Source organism: Synechococcus sp. EJ6-Ellesmere (assembly GCF_024345875.1).
Lineage (GTDB): Bacteria > Cyanobacteriota > Cyanobacteriia > PCC-6307 > Cyanobiaceae > Regnicoccus_A > Regnicoccus_A antarcticus.
This window is the reverse complement of record NZ_JAGQBY010000075.1, coordinates 1-14,957: the sequence shown is the minus strand read 5'-3', so window position 1 is coordinate 14,957 and position 14,957 is coordinate 1. Positions and strand designations below refer to the sequence as shown.

The window sequence follows — 14,957 nt, the reverse complement described above, 5'->3', positions numbered from 1 at the left end:
CCCACCCTCGGCTGCCTGTTCGCCTCCGGACTCACGGCGGTGTATGCGGTTCGCTTGTTCAACCGGGTGGGCTTCGGCAAGCTCGATAACGCCAAGGCCTTCTATCCCGCCACCACCTGGCCCGAGCGGCTGCCGGCCCTGGCCCTCTCGCTTTTCGTGTTGGTGGGCGGCCTCTGGCCACCATTCACCCTGGGCTGGAGTGAATCCGTCACCACGCCCCTGGCTCAGCACCAACCCCTGATCGCTTCCTTCCCAGCCACCTCAATCCTTCAGGAGCTCCACTCATGACGGTGCTGACCCCCAGACCCACGGTCCTCCCCCCTTCCACCCACCCTTTCGCTGAGGTGGTGGAGCGGCTTGAAGCGGGCGGTTCGATGCTGCCTGATACCCCAGAGAACCTCACCCAGATCATCGGCATCTACAAGGCCTATGCCGTGCCGATGGATTTCTACTGGCGTGATCTCCTGTACATCGCCGAGCGGGTATTCCTCAATCCCCTGCCGGCCTTCAAGTATTTCCCCAGCCAGGAGTATCTCGATCTTCCCAATTCCTATGCCGGAGAAGGCGCCGACCTGCGCATCTGGCGCGGGGAGGCCGGGGCCCACCCCGAGCTGCTGGCCTTCATGGAGAAGGGCGAGACGCGGCGGATGCCCAAGCTGCTCCACCACCTCTGGCACGACCGCATCAACATGGAGTTCGCGGAAGCCTGCATGGATGCCATGTTCTGGCACCAAGGCATGGGTGGGCGCTTCTACGACTACCTGGAGAGCGACAGCTACAAGGCCAATGCCGATCGAGCGATCAAGGCCTATTTCAAGGGCAACCCCCTGATGCTGGGGCTGCATAAGCTGTTCCCGGAAATGTTTCTGGAGCAGGTGCGCAAGCTCAGTTACTACGCCAACCTCGGCCTGTTCTGGGAGGTGATGGCGCCAGTGTTCTTCGAGATGAGTGACATTTACGACGAAGGGGGATTCGCTGGCGTGCCCGATGCCATGGATTTCCTGGTGAATGGCATCTTTGCAGTGGCTGGTCGGCCGATCTATCATCACGTTTACATCAATGGAGAGTGCCTGGAGATCATCCCCAAGTCAGAAGGTTTCACCTGGCTTTACGAAGCCGCCCTGCCTTATGTGGAGGCCGTCTTCTATCGCACAGCGCCATTCCGTGGCACCAAGTCGTACAATGCCCAAGCTTCGCAGGTCCCATCCCAGCAGGCGGATTTCCACTACGGCATTCTCTACGCCGATGTGTTCCCAGTGGGTTCTGCTGGTATTCCGCCAACTCTTCTGATGCAGGACATGGTGCATTTCCTGCCCCCCTATCTCAAGGAGATCTACCTCAAGCATCGGCGCGGCGAGGAAGATCAGCTGATTCAGCTTGGCATCACCTTCCAGCGCTCCATGTACAACGTCACCTCTGCGGTGATCCAGGCCCTTCGGGCCGCGCTGTTCTATCCCCTGGATGATCCCGATCCGGAGCATCTCCTGGCCAACCGCCGCTTCTTCGAAAGCCAGATGGATCGCTTCCTCAGGCCCGAAGCACGCCTGCGCGATGTGCAGACCCAGGACTACCGCTGAGCTGATCCACCCACCGTTCCTCTGACAAGCATCACCGTGCCCGACATTCTCGACACCGCTCGTGCGGCCGGCTGTTTCCAGACCTTGCTGGCGGCTGTTGAGGCTGGAGGTTTGCTGGAGGCCCTCGCCAGCCCGGGGCCTTTCACTGTGTTCGCTCCGGTGGACGACGCCTTTGCCGCCCTGCCACCCGGCACCGTTCAGACCCTGGTGCAGAACCCCCCCCAACTGGCACGGATCCTCAAATATCACGTGCTCTCGGGCCAGTACACCCGTGAGCAACTGCTCAGTCAACCGGAGTGGACCACCCTGGAGGGGGCGCCACTACCGATCCGCCGCGCTGATCCTTTCGAAGTGAAAAACGCCAGCGTGAATGCGGCAGATGTGGTCTGCGACAACGGCATCGTGCATGTGATCAACCGGGTGATGCTGCCGGGCTGAATCTCCGCCCCGCTTCAAAGTGGAGCCGCACCCTGCATCAACCAGAGCCCGTGCAGTCCCTCCCAGATCAGATAGGCACTGATCAGCAGGGCCAGCACACCAACCAGCCACTCGCCGTGGTGCACCATCCAGCCCTCCAGCCGACTGAGGGGGACTCTGATCCTGCCGCCAGTAGCAATCCAGGCCAGGGGAGGCAGCAGCAGCAATGAACTGGCCACCGCCATGAAAACGCCAGTGAGTTCGAGATCAGTGCTCACACCCGGCTGATTGATCAACAGCAAACCGGCTTCCTTGAGATAGAAGACCAGATTCTCTGGGGTGAGCAGGGCGCTGGCGGCCCCAATCAGCACCAGCATCGGTGTGCTGAAGTCAGGCAGCTGACTGATCAGACGCATCGCCATGCCCTGCTCGCCGATGGCAGCGGCCGGAGTGAGTTGATAGACGCCTAGGCCCATCAACACGGCCGCGCCGATCAGATCGATCATCACCTGCCCGCGTTCTCCGTGGTTGAGGGCCAGGGCCAGGTTGTCGCCCACGACCATCAGGCCCACGATCGCCAGTCCATTCGCACTGGCCCAACCGCTCACAAAGGCCAGGGCGCGTCTCAGGGGGAATGTTCCCAAGAGGAGCAGCACCACCACGGCTATGTGCAGCGGACTGAAGGCGATGCCGAACCCGAAGAGTGATGACTGACCAAAAAGAGCTGCCGAGCTCAGGTGCGGAGCGGGGCCGAGCAGATCAAGGCTGGGCAAGGGGAGCGCCAACGCCGATGTGACGTCTGAGACCGTACTGGTCTGGCACCCCCCAGCGTGAGGGGCCGCTGGCTCCTTAGAGGGCGATGGTGCCCGTTTCGGATGTGCGGATGCGCACGGCCTTCTCAACGGCTGTCACGAAGATCTTGCCGTCTCCGATTTCACCGGTTCGGGAGGGACCAGCAATCGCATCGATGGCGGTGTCCACCTTGTCGTCGTCGACCACGACCTCCACCTTCACCTTATTGATGAACTCCACGGTGAATTCGGCGCCGCGATAAGTCTCCACCTGACCCTTCTGGCGACCGAAGCCCCGGCAATCGGTGATGGTCATGCCAATGATGCCCGCATTGACGAGAGCCGTCTTGACATCGTCAAGCTTGACTGGGCGAATGATGGCTTCAACCTTTTTCATGATGAAAGACGGTGGGACAGGTGTGAACGTGATGGAAGCACGGGCCGGGAATACCCAGCCGCGCGGGCATTCAAGCGAACAATGCGGGTCAGAGCTGCTCTTCTCTGTAGCTGTCGAGACAGAATGCCCCGCTTTAGCCTGTTTCGGATGAAACGGATGCTTGCCGCTGGCTGGGATCAGGCACGGCCCGCCTCCTCCGTCCCACCCCAGCCATGTGGGCCGCTACCGATGACGGCTCCGTCATCTCCCGGTTCAGCTCACCATGATGCCAACGGCTCTGCCATCAAGTCCTGAGCCCGAGAGCGAGACACCGCCGCCGTTGTCGCTGGTCAAAGCCGTCCGCTGCTGGCGGGCTGGCTGCTGATCGCCCGCCGCTGGTCCGTGCTCAAGCTGATCGTGGTTGCGGCCTTGGTGGGGGCCCTCAACACACCCCTGCGAAGCTGAGGAGAAGCCCCGAAGCGTTCTGGCCCATGGCCGCTCCCGGCAGGGACCTGATCGCCGAGATCCTGCAACGCACCGGCGAACACCTGGTACTGGTGGGCCTGGCCATGGCGCTGGCTCTGGCCCTCAGCCTGCCGGCCGGCCTCTGGGTTCACTCTCGCCCCCGGTGGTCGGGTCCGGTGCTGGCTCTGGCGGGGATGATCCAGACCGTCCCCAGTCTGGCGATCTTCGGCCTGCTGATCACAGTGCCCCTTCTGGGGGGGATCGGGCCAGTGCCGGCCGTGGTGGCCATGGTGCTCTACGCGCTGCTGCCCCTGCTGCGCTCCATCGTGACCGGCCTGGCCGGCGTTCCCCGGGGGCTGCGTGAAGCCGGCCTGGCACTCGGTCTCAGCGAGGGAGAGGTGCTGCGCCACGTGGAACTTCCCCTGGCCCTGCCGGTGATCGTGACCGGGATCCGGGTGGCCACGGTGATCAGCGTGGGGGTCGCCACGATCGCGGCTGCGATCGGCGGCGGCGGACTGGGAGTGTTCATTTTCCGCGGCCTGGCCACGGTGAACAATGGCCTGATCCTGGCCGGGGCGATTCCGGCTGCAGCCCTGGCCCTGGCCGCCGATGCCGCCATCGGCCTGGTGCAGGGACGCACGCCCAGACGCTGGCCGCTGAGGCCATGGGGATTGGGCCGCCGCCGCTCCTGGCTTGCCGCAGGCCTGGGGGGCCTGCTGATTGCCCTGGTGGCAGCACTAAGCCTGGGGCTGGGACCCTTCACCGTCGGCCCCCCACGGCCGGGCGGATCACCGTCGGATCCAAGAGTTTCACCGAACAGATCATTCTGGGGGAGCTGCTTGCCCAGCAGATCGAGCGCCACAGCAGCCTGCAGGTGGAGAGGCAGTTCAGCCTTGGTGGAACGGCAATCTGCCAGGAGGCCGTCCGCAGCGGCCGGATCGCCGCCTATGTGGAGTACAGCGGCACCGCCTGGATGACGATCCTGCAGCAACCGCCCCTACGCGAGGCCACGACAATGCTGGAGCGGACCCGAAGCCTTTACCGGGACCGCTTTGATCTGGAGGTGTTCCCATCTCTCGGATTCGAGAACACCTTTGCGGTACTGGTACGCCTGGAGACCGCCCGGCGCCTCAAGTTGACCACGATCTCGGAGGCGGCGGTCCACACCCCCGGCTGGCGAGCTGGATTCGGCTATGAATTCCTGAACAGGGCCGATGGATACACGGGCCTGGCCAGCAGCTATGGCCTGAGCTTTGCAACTCGGCCGGTCTCGATGGATCTGGGCCTGGTCTACCGCGCCCTGGCCGATGGTCAGGTGGACCTGATCGCAGGTGATTCCACCAACGGTCTGATCCCCACCCTCAGGCTGAAGGCCCTGGAGGACGACCGCCACTATTTCCCCCCGTACCAGGCCGTACCTGTGGTCAATGGCGCCATTCTCCGGCGTCACCCGGAAATCGGCCGCGCAATCAAGGGGCTCCAGGGAAAACTGAGCGCGCAGACCATGCAGAGGCTGAATGCGCAGGTGGACGAGAACGGCGAAGCTGTGGGGCAGGTGGTGAATCGCTTTCTCGACGACCTCGAGCAAACCGGCGCTCGTTGAGAACTCTGCCCGGGATCAGAGGCAGGTCTTCTCCACCGCTCTGGAAGGCCTCACTGGCGCTTGACCCTCAGAGAATCTGGGCCAGGAACTGGCGACTGCGCTCGTGCTGGGGGTTGGTGAAGAAGGTTTCCGGGGGGGCCTCCTCCACGATCTGCCCCTCAGACATCAGCACCACCCGGTGAGCCACCTCGCGAGCGAAGCCCATCTCGTGGGTCACGACCACCATGGTCATGCCGTCGGCGGCCAGATCGCGCATCACCTCCAGCACCTCGCCCACCATCTCCGGATCAAGGGCACTGGTGGGCTCGTCGAAAAGCAGGATACGGGGCTCCATGCAGAGCGAGCGGGCAATCGCCACCCGCTGCTGCTGGCCGCCCGAGAGCTGGCCGGGATACTTGCGGGCCTGCTCGGCGATGCCGACCCGCTCCAGCAGGGCCATGGCCTGGGCCTCCACCTCGCTGCGTCGGCGCTTGCGCACCACCACCGGCGCCAGGCTGAGGTTCTCCAGCACCGTGAGGTGGGGGAAGAGGTTGAACTGCTGAAACACCATGCCGGTGTCGCAGCGGATCGCATCGATGTTGCGCAGGTCGTTGGGGGGGGCGATCCCATCGACGCTGATGGAGCCCTCCTGGAACTGCTCAAGGGCATTGAAGGTGCGGATGAAGGTGCTTTTGCCGGAGCCTGAGGGGCCCATGATCACCACCACCTCCCCCTTCGACACGCTCAGGTCAACGCCGCGCAGGGCATGGAAGCCATTGGGGTACCACTTCTGCACCCCACGGGCCTCGATCATCGGCTGGGTGGACGGCATGGCTCAGGAGGGGGAATGGGTGGGATCGAGGCGGCGTTCCAGGGCCCGGCTGCCCAGCCCCAGGGCAGCGCAGCAGCACCAGAACAGCACAGCCAGAGTGAGATACACCTCGGCGTTCTTGCCCAGGAACTCGGGATTGGCCATCACGGTACGGGCAGTGCCGAGCAGATCGAGCAGGCCGATCAGCGACAGCAGCGTGGTGTCCTGCAGCAGGGAGATGAACTGACCCACGGCGGCCGGCAGGGCGATGCGCAGGGCCTGGGGGAGCACCACCCGTTGCAGGGCCAGGGGCATCGAGAGCCCCAGGGAACGGGCGGCCTCCAGCTGGCCTGGGGGAACGGCGGAGAGGCCGGCGCGCACCGCCTCGGCCAGGTAGGCGCCACAGAAGAAGGTCAGCACCCAGGCGGCCCGCCAGACCCGATCCGGTGCCCAGCCGCCGGGGAGCATGTAGCCCAGGATGTTCTGACCCAGGAACAGCAGGGTGATCAGCGGGGCACCGCGGATGAATTCGATATAGAGCACCGAGGTCCAGCGCAGCAACGGCAGACTGCTTCGGCGCCCAAGGGCCACCACCACCCCGATCGGAAAGCTGAGCAGGATCGCGAAGCTGGCCATCAAGAGGGTGAGCAGCAGCCCGCCCCACTCCGATGGCGGCACCCGGGGAATGCCCAGACCGCCGGCGATCAGCACCATCCCGAGCAGATAGAGCAGCGGCCAGCTCAGGGGTACCAGCTTCACCAGCCGCGGCGGCCAGTTCCGCCCCCAGTGGCCTGACAGCCAGCGCATGGCCAGCAACAGGCCAGTGATCGCCCACCAGCGCAGTTGCAACGAAAAGTCCAGGGCCAGGGATGCCGGCAGCCAGGCCGTCAGGAAACCGAGAACGGCCACCGCCAGTCGGTCGTTGAAGGGCCAGAGCTCGCCGCTGCGATCCGCTCGGGGAAAGGCCCGCAACAGCCCCCAGCTCACGCCGCTGAGAGCTGCCACCAGCACCACCAGCAGCCAGAGGCGCCACTGTTGCGGGATCGGATAGCGCCCGACGGCGAAGAGGGTGGTGTTGGCCTGGATCACGGCCCACTGGGCCTGGCCGAACGCCCAGCGCAACAGACCCGCCGCCGCCGCCAGGATCACCGCGATCAGCAGCACCGAAAGCACGCCGTCGGTTGGGCTGGCGAACAGTTCCTGGCGCAGGGAACCGGCCCAGCTGCGCTGCACAGACTCCGGTGCCGGCCTGGCGGGCCGCAGAGGCGGGGTGGTTCCGGATTGGGGACCGGGTTGAATGGAGGTCATCGGCTCAGCGCTCCCGGATCTGCACCAGCTGGTTCACACCGTTCATCACGGCGGAGATCAGCAGATCGATGATCAGGTAAGAGCCCAGCAGCAGCAGAAACACTTCCAGGGCGCGCCCGGTCTGGTTGAGGGTGGTTTCCGAAACGGAATACAGATCCACGTAGCCCACAGCCACAGCCAGGGAGGAGTTCTTGGCCAGGGAGATGTACTGGCTGTTCAGGCCCGGCACGATCACCCTCAGGGCCTGGGGCAGCACCACCGAGCGCATGCTGGCGCTCCAGTGCAGGCCCAGGGAGGTGGCCGCTTCCCACTGGCCCTTCGGCACCGAAGCGATGCCACCCCGCACCACCTCGGCCACGAAGGCGCCGGTGTAGGTGATCAGGCCGGTGAGCAGGGCTGTGAACTCCACGGACAGCCTCAAAGGCGCCCTCCAGACCCCATTGACCAGCTCCGGGCCCTGCCAGCTGAAGCCCTGGGCGAACCAGGCCAGATACAACCCTGACTTCGAAAGAACGATCCCAGGCAGCTGAAAAGCAGCGGTGCCGTTGGGCAGGGCCAGAAACACCACGAAGTACCAGAACAGCAGTTGCAGCAGCAGGGGGATGTTGCGGATCACCTCCACGTACACCCGGGCCAGCCGCCGCAGCAGCCCATTGCCGCTGAACGAGGCCATGCCCATGGCCGTGCCCAGCAGCGTGGCCCCCGCCAGGCCCACCAGAATCACTCGCAGGCTGTTGACCAGTCCCACCAGCAGGGCACGCCAGTAGGGCATCGAGGCGTCGAAGGGGATCAGGCTCTCGGCGACATCGAAGCTGGCCGGCTGGCTCAGCCAGCGCCAGCTCAGCAACAGCCCGGCGGCTGTGAGGTTGCGCACCAGATTGCCCACCAGCAGGGTGATCACCAGGAGCAGGACCAGGCCCACCACCGCCTGGACGATCCAGGGCAGCACCCGGCGGTCGCGCCACCAGGGGATTCGCTTGAGGGTGGCGCTCAACGGAAGGGCGGCGAATAGATCAGGCCACCCTGGGTCCAGAGGCGGTTCTCGGCCCGCTCAAGCTTGAGCGGCGAGCCGGTGCCCACATTGCGCTCGAAGATTTCGCCGTAATTGCCAACAGCCGCGATCGTTTTGGCGACAAAGTCGGCTGGCAGACCGAGCTGCTTGCCGAAATCACCCTCCACCCCCAGGAAACGGCGCAGGTCGGCCTGGTTGGTGTTGGCCTTGGCCTCCGCCACCTTGGCGGCCACGTTGGCCTTGGTGATGCCCAGCTCCTCGGCCTGGAAGAGGGCGAACACGGTCCAGCGCAGGGCATCGGCCCAGGCGGGGTCTCCATTGACGCTGGCGGGAGTGAGCGGTTCCTTGCTCATCACCTCCGGCAGGAGGATGTGCTCATCAGGTTTAGGGAAGCTGCTGCGCTTGGCCGCCAGCTGGGAGCGATCGCTGGTGACCGCGACACAGCGGCCGCCCAGGTAGGCCGCATAGGTCTGGTCGCCGGTCTGGAACTTGAGCGGGGTGTAGGCGATGCCCTGCTCGCGCATTCGATCGGCCAGGTTGAGTTCGGTGGTGGTTCCGCTCTCCACACAGATCGGCTTGCCGTCGAGATCCTTGAGCGTCCTGGCCCCGCTGGCCACGGGCACCATCACCCCCTGACCGTCGTAGAAGGTGGTGGGGCCGAAGGATATGCCGTTGCCGCCGGCCGAATCGCGGCTCAGGGTCATGGTGGTGTTGCGGGCCAGCATGTCCACCTCACCGCTGGCCAGGGCCGCGAAGCGCTCGCTGGAGTTGAGGTCGCGGTATTCCACCTTGGAGGGGTCACCCAGCACCGCCGCCGCCACGGCGCGGCAGGTGTCGGCATCGAGGCCGCTGTAGGTCCCGTCAGGGCCGAGGAAGCTGAAGCCTGGCAGCTTGCCGTCCACCCCGCAGACCAGCTTGTCGCGGCCCCGGATGGTGGAGAGCTTCACGCTCTGAACACCCCCGCCGCTGCCGCTGTCGTCGGCGCAACCACCAAGGGCGAAGGCCAGCAGCAGGTGCAGGGCGAGGAGCCAGCGGGGCGAGGGTTGCATCAACCAGGAGCAAAGCAGTGGGCGCAGTTTGCCAGCTCTGCCACGGACATGCCGCTTACCCAGCCTGATAATGGTGCGTCTCCGGAATCGATGGGTGCCAGGCAGCGCCAGTTCCCCCTCCAGGCCATCCACCAGAACGACCACCAACCCCATCCGTGAGCTGCTGGAGCGCTTCCAGCAACGACGCTCGCGACTGACGGTGCCTCAGTTCACGGTGCTCACCGGCCTGCTGGTGATCGCCGTGGGCACCTTGCTGATGGCCCTGCCCGTGTTCTCTTCCGAGCAGGTCGGCCTCTGGGAGGCCATGTTCACGGTGATCTCCGCCATCACAGTGACGGGACTTTCGGTGGTGGACGTGGGCCAGGAGCTCACCTTTCCTGGGCAGGTGCTCCTTGCCCTGTTGATCCTCACCGGCGGCCTGGGGTTGATGGCCATCACCACCTTTCTGCAGGGCTTCGTGCAACGGGGCTCGAGGCTGCGCCGCCGGCTTGATCGCGGCCGGGCCATGGACGAATTCGGTGTGGGCGGCATCGGCGACACCTTCCACTCGATCCTGATCACCGCAGCCTGGGTGATCGGCATGGGCACTCTCGTGCTCTACACCATCGGTTTCCGTGACATCCCCGTGCCGCGTGAGCGGCTGTGGGCCTCCCTGTTCCACTGCATCAGCGCTTACAACAACGCCGGCTTCGGCCTCTGGAGCGACAGCCTGATGGGTTATCGCGCCAGTCCGGTCGTGAACCTGGTGATCATGGTGATGATCGTCTCGGGGGGAATCGGCTACCGGGTCACCAACGACCTCTGGCAGAACCGGTTCAAGGTGCGTCTGATCCGCAGTTTCAGCCTGCACACCCGCCTGGTGCTGCGCTGGACGATCGGCCTGATCCTGATCGGCGCGGCAGGGATGCTGTTCACCGAGCATTTCACCCGCTCCAGCGGACTGACGCCCCTGCCCTGGTGGGAGGAACTGCAGGTGGTGTTTTTCCAGTCGGTGAGCACCCGCACGGCCGGCTTCAACACCGTGCCCCTCTCGGTGGAAGTCATCTCCGAAGCGGGTCTGCTGCTGATGATGACGCTGATGTTCATCGGCGCCAGTCCCGGAGGGACCGGCGGCGGCATCAAGACCACCACCTTCGCGTGCCTGGTGGCGGCCACCCGCTCCACCCTCAGGGGCGAAGACACTGTGGTGATCCGGCGCCGGGCGATCTCCGACAAGGTGGTTCTGCGGGCCGTTGGGGTCACCCTCGCCTCACTGCTGTTCGTGCTGTTGATGGCTCTGGTGCTGGGTCTCGACCGCGGGGTCGGCACCGACGGTCAGCCCTTCAGCTTCCTGGAGAAACTGTTCACCTGCATCTCCGCCTTCGCCACCGTGGGCCTCGATGTGGGGGTCACCGCAGAGCTGAACCGCTGGGGCCAGCTGGTGCTGATGGTGGGGATGTTCGTGGGCCGGATCGGCATCCTGTTGCTGCTCTCGGCGGTCTTCGGCAGCCACACCACCTCGCGCATCTCCTACCAGCACGAGGAGCTTTACCTCTGAAGATGGGGGCTTCTGAGGCTCTCCTCCGCCAAGGCGGACAATGGAGAGTCTGCTCGCGGCACCGGCTCCATGGCGGCACTCCCCGACCGACTGGTGATCCGCCGCCCTGACGACTGGCATGTGCATCTGCGCGACGGGGCGATGCTGCGGGCCGTAGCCCCCAGCACGGCCCGGGTCTTCCGGCGAGCGATCGTGATGCCCAACCTGCTGCCGCCGATCACCACGGCGGCGGCGGCAGAGGCCTACCGCGAGCGCATCCTCTTCGCGGTGTCAGGGAGCAACGGATTCGAGCCACTGATGACGGCCTACCTCACCGACACGATCGATCCTGGTGAGCTGGAGCGTGGCTTCAGCGAGGGAGTCTTCACCGCCGCCAAGCTCTATCCAGCCCGGGCCACCACCAACGCCGAGGCCGGGGTGAGTGATCTGGCCCGCATCGCGCCGGTGCTCGAGACGATGGAGCGGATCGGCATGCCGCTGCTGATCCACGGCGAGGTGACCGACCCCGAGGTGGATGTGTTCGATCGAGAAGCGGTGTTCATTGAGCGTCAGCTCGAGCCCCTGCTGGAACGTCACCAGGGGCTGAAGGTGGTGTTTGAGCACATCACCACCGCCGAGGCCGTGGCTTTCGTTGAGGGGGGGCCTCCAACCCTGGCTGCCACGATCACCCCCCATCACCTGCAGATCAACCGCAACGCCATGTTCCGGGGCGGGTTCCGCCCGGATGCCTACTGCCTGCCAGTAGCCAAGCGGGAACTGCACCGGATCGCCCTGCGCGGTGCTGCCACCTCAGGACAACCCAGGTTCTTCCTTGGCACCGATTCAGCACCTCACTCGCGGGAAGCGAAGGAATCGGCCTGCGGTTGCGCCGGTATCTTCAATGCCCCCCATGCGCTCGAGAGCTACGCCCAGGTGTTTGAGCAGGAGGGTGCCCTGGAGCGGCTGGAGAACTTTGCGTCGGTGTTCGGGCCCCGTTTCTACGGTCTGCCCCTGAACGAGACCACGATCGAGCTGGTGCGGCAGCCCCTGGAGGTGCCCCACCAGCTTGAACTGGGCGGGCAGGGCAATCGTCTCCTGCCGCTGGTGCCTTTCCAGGCCGGAGAAATCCTGCCCTGGCGAATCGGGGCTGCGCCCGCCTAAGTAGCCAGTCCGGAATCGAGGTGGATGCCTGGCTTCAGCCCGAGGGTTCGGGCCAGGTAGGGCAGGCTGACGCCCTGAACGAAGAGGTTGACCACCACCACAATGAAGATGATGCTCTCGGCGTTCTTGCTGATCTCCCCGATGATGGCCGGGTCAATGCCGCGGATCCTGGGAATCGCCAGGCTTAGGTCGTGGGACAGGGCGAGGGGAACAGCCCCTCGCAGCCCACACCACGATACCAACAACGATTCCTTGAAACTGAACGGAGAGAGAGGCTGCAGAATCAGCACGCTGATGGGACGAGCCACGAACATCAGCCCCAGGGCCGAGAGGAGGCCGATGGGCAGGGCGTCGACCAGGTCAGGAGGATAGACAAGCAGGCCAAAGATCAGAAAGATGGTGATCTCCGTCATCGTGTTGAAGGGGAGTAATACCTCCTGAATTGTGACGTGGTTAATGTCAGGCGAGCGATACCTGGTGTTGGTTAGAAACAGTCCGGTGACGTATACAGCAATGAATCCTGAACCACCCAACAGGGTCGCTGAACCATAAACCACGAAGGCCACTGACATGGCCACCACCAACAACTGGGAGCGTTCCTCCACCAGGTCATTGATTACGAAGCGCGCCAGATATCCGAACACAAAACCCACCACCAAGCCTGCGCCAATCTGCTGAAAAAAGATCTTGACCTGTGTGACCACGGTGCTCTCCAAGCTGGGGCCGACTCCAGCGGTGCTTGAGACCACGAAGATGCCCACCACCAGGCCGTAGAAGAGCAGAGCTGAAGGGTCGTTCACCGAGGATTCGAACTCCAGCAGGTGCTGCAATCTCAGCGGAACCTTGTCGCGTACCGATCGCAACACGCTCAGGGTGGCCCCAGCATCTGTGGAGCCAAGGCAGGCGGCGATCAGCATGGCGGCACCCAGAGGGATGGTTTCAATCCCAACGGACAGCACCTGAGCCGATGGTGAGCCCAGAAACCAGATCAACCCACCCAGGATCAACGAAGAGACCACCACACCACCAACGGCGAGCACGACGCCGTACTCAAGAAACCCCCGGATCGCGGCCAGATCGGTCTTGAGCCCTGCGTAGAACAACAACAGGGCCAGGCCCAGCAATTGAAAATTAGACGCCTGCTCATGGGTGATTTCAAGGATGTTGACGTTGATCGACAATCCCAGCAGCAGCACGCCAAGAATTGCTGGGATGCCGATCTTTGGGGAGAATCTGCTGATGGCCAGGGTTCCGAGAAAAAGGATGCCGATGAACAACAGGTGGGCCTGGAGTGGAAGGTCCAGCACATTCGTCTGTGCATTTGGCGTGGCAACCTCGGCCAGAACCATCAGGGAGTTGTTGAGCATCCGATTAGGCGTGATTGAACTCGGGGACCATGGGCTCAGGCCGTGGCCGATGCCGCTGCGGCAGGCGCTGAGGTGGTGTGGGCCTCGAGCAGATCAGCCTGCTCCTGGCTCAGGCGACCGGCCGCAAGCAGAACGGTGGTGATCCGCTCGATACCCACCACCGCATGGCAGGCATAACCCGCCGAGGCCAACCGGTTGGATGCGTTGCCCCCGTGGTCGATGAACACCACCACATCCTGCACTTTCAGGCCCGAAGATTCCAGCTTGCTGATGCCCTCCAGGACGCTTCCACCCGTGATCAGGATGTCGTCGACGACGACAACGGTTTCGCCTTCCTCAAAATCCCCTTCGATCAAACGGCGGGCCCCATGGGCCTTCACCTCCTTGCGCGGGTAGATCAGCGGTACGTGCAGCTGTAGCGACAGCCCCGTGGCGGTGGGGAGGGATCCATAGGGAATACCGGCGATTCGATCGAACTGCAGATGGGCCAGCGGTTCGGCGTAGGCGTGCAGCACCCGGTGGAACAGGTTCGGATCAGAGATGATCCGGCGCAGGTCGATGTAGTAATTGAAAACGGCTCCGGAGGCCTGCACGTATTCCCCGAAGAGCAGGCAGCCGATATCGAACAGATCCACCAGCAGCTCATCCAGCCGCTGGTCCTCCAGACGTTGATCCTCCAGGCGCCCCTGCTCAAGGCTCTTGGCGTCGACCAGAACATCTGACGCCGAAGAGGCTGCCGGCGCCGCTGATCCAACGCGGGGAGCCGGTAGCCAGAGCTCACAGCGGTCGATCGTGCCGCCATCCCAGTTCGCCCTCATCGTCTCGATCTGCTGGCGCAGGGCCCGGGTGCCCGCCGCCATGCCCTCCTCCACCAGCAGGTGCTGGGGCAGGGGCAACAGCAGTCCGTCAGCTGACGCGTTGAGACCCGCCTGAAGCAAGGCCTCCAGCCTCTCCTCCTCACCCCAGAGGCTGCGCAGGATCAGGAAACGCTCCGGAGCTTCCCGCCGCACCCTCGCCAGCACGGCCGGATCGCTGGTTCCCACCTCCAGCAGCAGGTGCTCCGGGGTGCCCCAGAGCTGGGTCTCCCGCACGATCGTGATGTAAAGCGGGTCATCCTCATCGGGATGGTGCTGCACCACCCGGGCGCCGGGATTGGAGCTGTGGCAGGTGAGCACCACCGCCCGGTCGGGATAAAGCAGAAATGGGGCGGCGATGTCCTGGCCCGCCAGGGGGGAGAGGGTGACCGCATCCACGCCGAGGTCGCGGAAGAGGTAATGAGCCAGGGCTGAGGAGCTGTTCAGATCACCGTGCTTGGCATCGAGGATGAGTGGCAGCTCCAGCGGCACCAGCTCGCGGACTTCCCGCAGCAACTCGAGGCCGATCGGCCCCAGGGCCTGGTAAAAGCCCAGGCTCGGCTTGTAGGCGCAGACGCTGTCGGAGGTGGCTTCGATCACCGCCTTGATCCAGCGGCGGGCCTGGGCCAGGAACGAGCCGCCGCCGGCGTTATGGCGCGTCCACGGCTGAA

General features: G+C 64.5%; 13 protein-coding genes and 2 pseudogenes. 7 read left to right on the top strand and 8 right to left on the bottom strand.

Features of this window, described 5'->3' with window-relative positions; translation table 11 throughout:
• The 3 genes and pseudogenes from KBY78_RS09560 to KBY78_RS09550 form a co-directional block, all read left to right on the top strand.
• A pseudogene (locus tag KBY78_RS09560) lies at nt 1-288 on the top strand (NAD(P)H-quinone oxidoreductase subunit D4); the annotation flags it as partial.
• The gene (locus KBY78_RS09555) at nt 285-1,577 is read left to right on the top strand and encodes a CO2 hydration protein (protein WP_255143394.1); all 1,293 of its coding nucleotides are present in this window, start codon (nt 285-287) and stop codon (nt 1,575-1,577) included. The pseudogene KBY78_RS09560 and the gene KBY78_RS09555, both read left to right, overlap by 4 nt.
• Nucleotides 1,578-1,613: 36 nt before the next feature.
• A complete protein-coding gene (locus tag KBY78_RS09550; RefSeq protein ID WP_255143393.1) occupies nt 1,614-2,015 on the top strand; it encodes a fasciclin domain-containing protein in 402 nt (133 codons plus the stop codon).
• A 14-nt stretch (nt 2,016-2,029) separates the two neighbouring features.
• Here KBY78_RS09550 and KBY78_RS09545 read toward each other — a convergent pair whose 3' ends face one another.
• Both KBY78_RS09545 and KBY78_RS09540 read right to left on the bottom strand, forming a co-directional pair.
• Nucleotides 2,030-2,767 (bottom strand): GAP family protein, encoded by a 738-nt coding sequence (locus KBY78_RS09545; protein ID WP_255143392.1) that lies wholly within the window; start codon nt 2,765-2,767, stop codon nt 2,030-2,032.
• Between the two features lie 76 nt (nt 2,768-2,843).
• Complete coding sequence (locus tag KBY78_RS09540; protein ID WP_006171180.1) at nt 2,844-3,182, bottom strand: P-II family nitrogen regulator; 339 nt, start codon at nt 3,180-3,182, stop codon at nt 2,844-2,846.
• A gap of 470 nt (nt 3,183-3,652) precedes the next feature.
• On the opposite strand from KBY78_RS09540, the pseudogene KBY78_RS09535 reads away from it, so the two are divergent.
• Nucleotides 3,653-4,204: pseudogene (locus KBY78_RS09535) on the top strand (ABC transporter permease); the annotation flags it as partial.
• An 86-nt stretch (nt 4,205-4,290) separates the two neighbouring features.
• The gene (locus KBY78_RS09530; protein WP_255143391.1) at nt 4,291-5,229 is read left to right on the top strand and encodes a glycine betaine ABC transporter substrate-binding protein; all 939 of its coding nucleotides are present in this window, start codon (nt 4,291-4,293) and stop codon (nt 5,227-5,229) included.
• Nucleotides 5,230-5,296: 67 nt separating this feature from the next.
• On the opposite strand, the gene KBY78_RS09525 is transcribed toward KBY78_RS09530, so the two are convergent.
• From KBY78_RS09525 to KBY78_RS09510, 4 genes are read right to left on the bottom strand one after another with little or no spacing between them, the layout of a single operon-like run.
• The gene (locus tag KBY78_RS09525) at nt 5,297-6,040 is read right to left on the bottom strand and encodes an amino acid ABC transporter ATP-binding protein (RefSeq protein WP_315856659.1); all 744 of its coding nucleotides are present in this window, start codon (nt 6,038-6,040) and stop codon (nt 5,297-5,299) included.
• Nucleotides 6,041-6,043: 3 nt separating this feature from the next.
• A complete protein-coding gene (locus KBY78_RS09520) occupies nt 6,044-7,327 on the bottom strand; it encodes an amino acid ABC transporter permease (RefSeq protein WP_255143390.1) in 1,284 nt (427 codons plus the stop codon).
• A 4-nt stretch (nt 7,328-7,331) separates the two neighbouring features.
• A complete protein-coding gene (locus KBY78_RS09515; protein ID WP_255143389.1) occupies nt 7,332-8,321 on the bottom strand; it encodes an ABC transporter permease subunit in 990 nt (329 codons plus the stop codon).
• Nucleotides 8,318-9,388, bottom strand: a complete 1,071-nt coding sequence (locus tag KBY78_RS09510) for an amino acid ABC transporter substrate-binding protein (RefSeq protein ID WP_255143388.1) — start codon at nt 9,386-9,388, stop codon at nt 8,318-8,320. Before KBY78_RS09510 ends, KBY78_RS09515 begins: the two co-directional genes overlap by 4 nt.
• Nucleotides 9,389-9,587: 199 nt before the next feature.
• Here KBY78_RS09510 and KBY78_RS09505 point away from each other — a divergent pair, with 199 nt between their 5' ends.
• Both KBY78_RS09505 and pyrC read left to right on the top strand, forming a co-directional pair.
• Nucleotides 9,588-10,925: a potassium transporter TrkG gene (locus tag KBY78_RS09505; RefSeq protein WP_255143396.1), complete on the top strand. Its 1,338-nt coding sequence runs from the start codon at nt 9,588-9,590 to the stop codon at nt 10,923-10,925.
• A gap of 69 nt (nt 10,926-10,994) precedes the next feature.
• Nucleotides 10,995-12,065, top strand: coding sequence for a dihydroorotase (pyrC, locus tag KBY78_RS09500; RefSeq protein WP_255143387.1), 1,071 nt, complete (start codon nt 10,995-10,997; stop codon nt 12,063-12,065).
• Here pyrC and KBY78_RS09495 read toward each other — a convergent pair.
• The gene (locus tag KBY78_RS09495) at nt 12,062-13,432 is read right to left on the bottom strand and encodes a cation:proton antiporter (RefSeq protein WP_255143385.1); all 1,371 of its coding nucleotides are present in this window, start codon (nt 13,430-13,432) and stop codon (nt 12,062-12,064) included. The genes pyrC and KBY78_RS09495 overlap by 4 nt on opposite strands.
• Nucleotides 13,433-13,467: 35 nt before the next feature.
• A partial coding sequence (gene pyrE, locus KBY78_RS09490) for an orotate phosphoribosyltransferase (RefSeq protein WP_399215637.1) occupies nt 13,468-14,957 on the bottom strand: 1,490 nt, incomplete at its 5' end.

Coding starts and splice junctions, on each gene's coding strand:
- KBY78_RS09525 (WP_315856659.1), bottom strand. CDS start 6,040: ATGCCGTCCACCCAGCCGATGATCGAGGCCCGTGGGGTGCAGAAGTGG.
- KBY78_RS09530 (WP_255143391.1), top strand. CDS start 4,291: ATGGGGATTGGGCCGCCGCCGCTCCTGGCTTGCCGCAGGCCTGGGGGG.
- KBY78_RS09520 (WP_255143390.1), bottom strand. CDS start 7,327: ATGACCTCCATTCAACCCGGTCCCCAATCCGGAACCACCCCGCCTCTG.
- KBY78_RS09510 (WP_255143388.1), bottom strand. CDS start 9,388: ATGCAACCCTCGCCCCGCTGGCTCCTCGCCCTGCACCTGCTGCTGGCC.
- KBY78_RS09495 (WP_255143385.1), bottom strand. CDS start 13,432: ATGCTCAACAACTCCCTGATGGTTCTGGCCGAGGTTGCCACGCCAAAT.
- KBY78_RS09540 (WP_006171180.1), bottom strand. CDS start 3,182: ATGAAAAAGGTTGAAGCCATCATTCGCCCAGTCAAGCTTGACGATGTC.
- KBY78_RS09555 (WP_255143394.1), top strand. CDS start 285: ATGACGGTGCTGACCCCCAGACCCACGGTCCTCCCCCCTTCCACCCAC.
- pyrC (WP_255143387.1), top strand. CDS start 10,995: ATGGCGGCACTCCCCGACCGACTGGTGATCCGCCGCCCTGACGACTGG.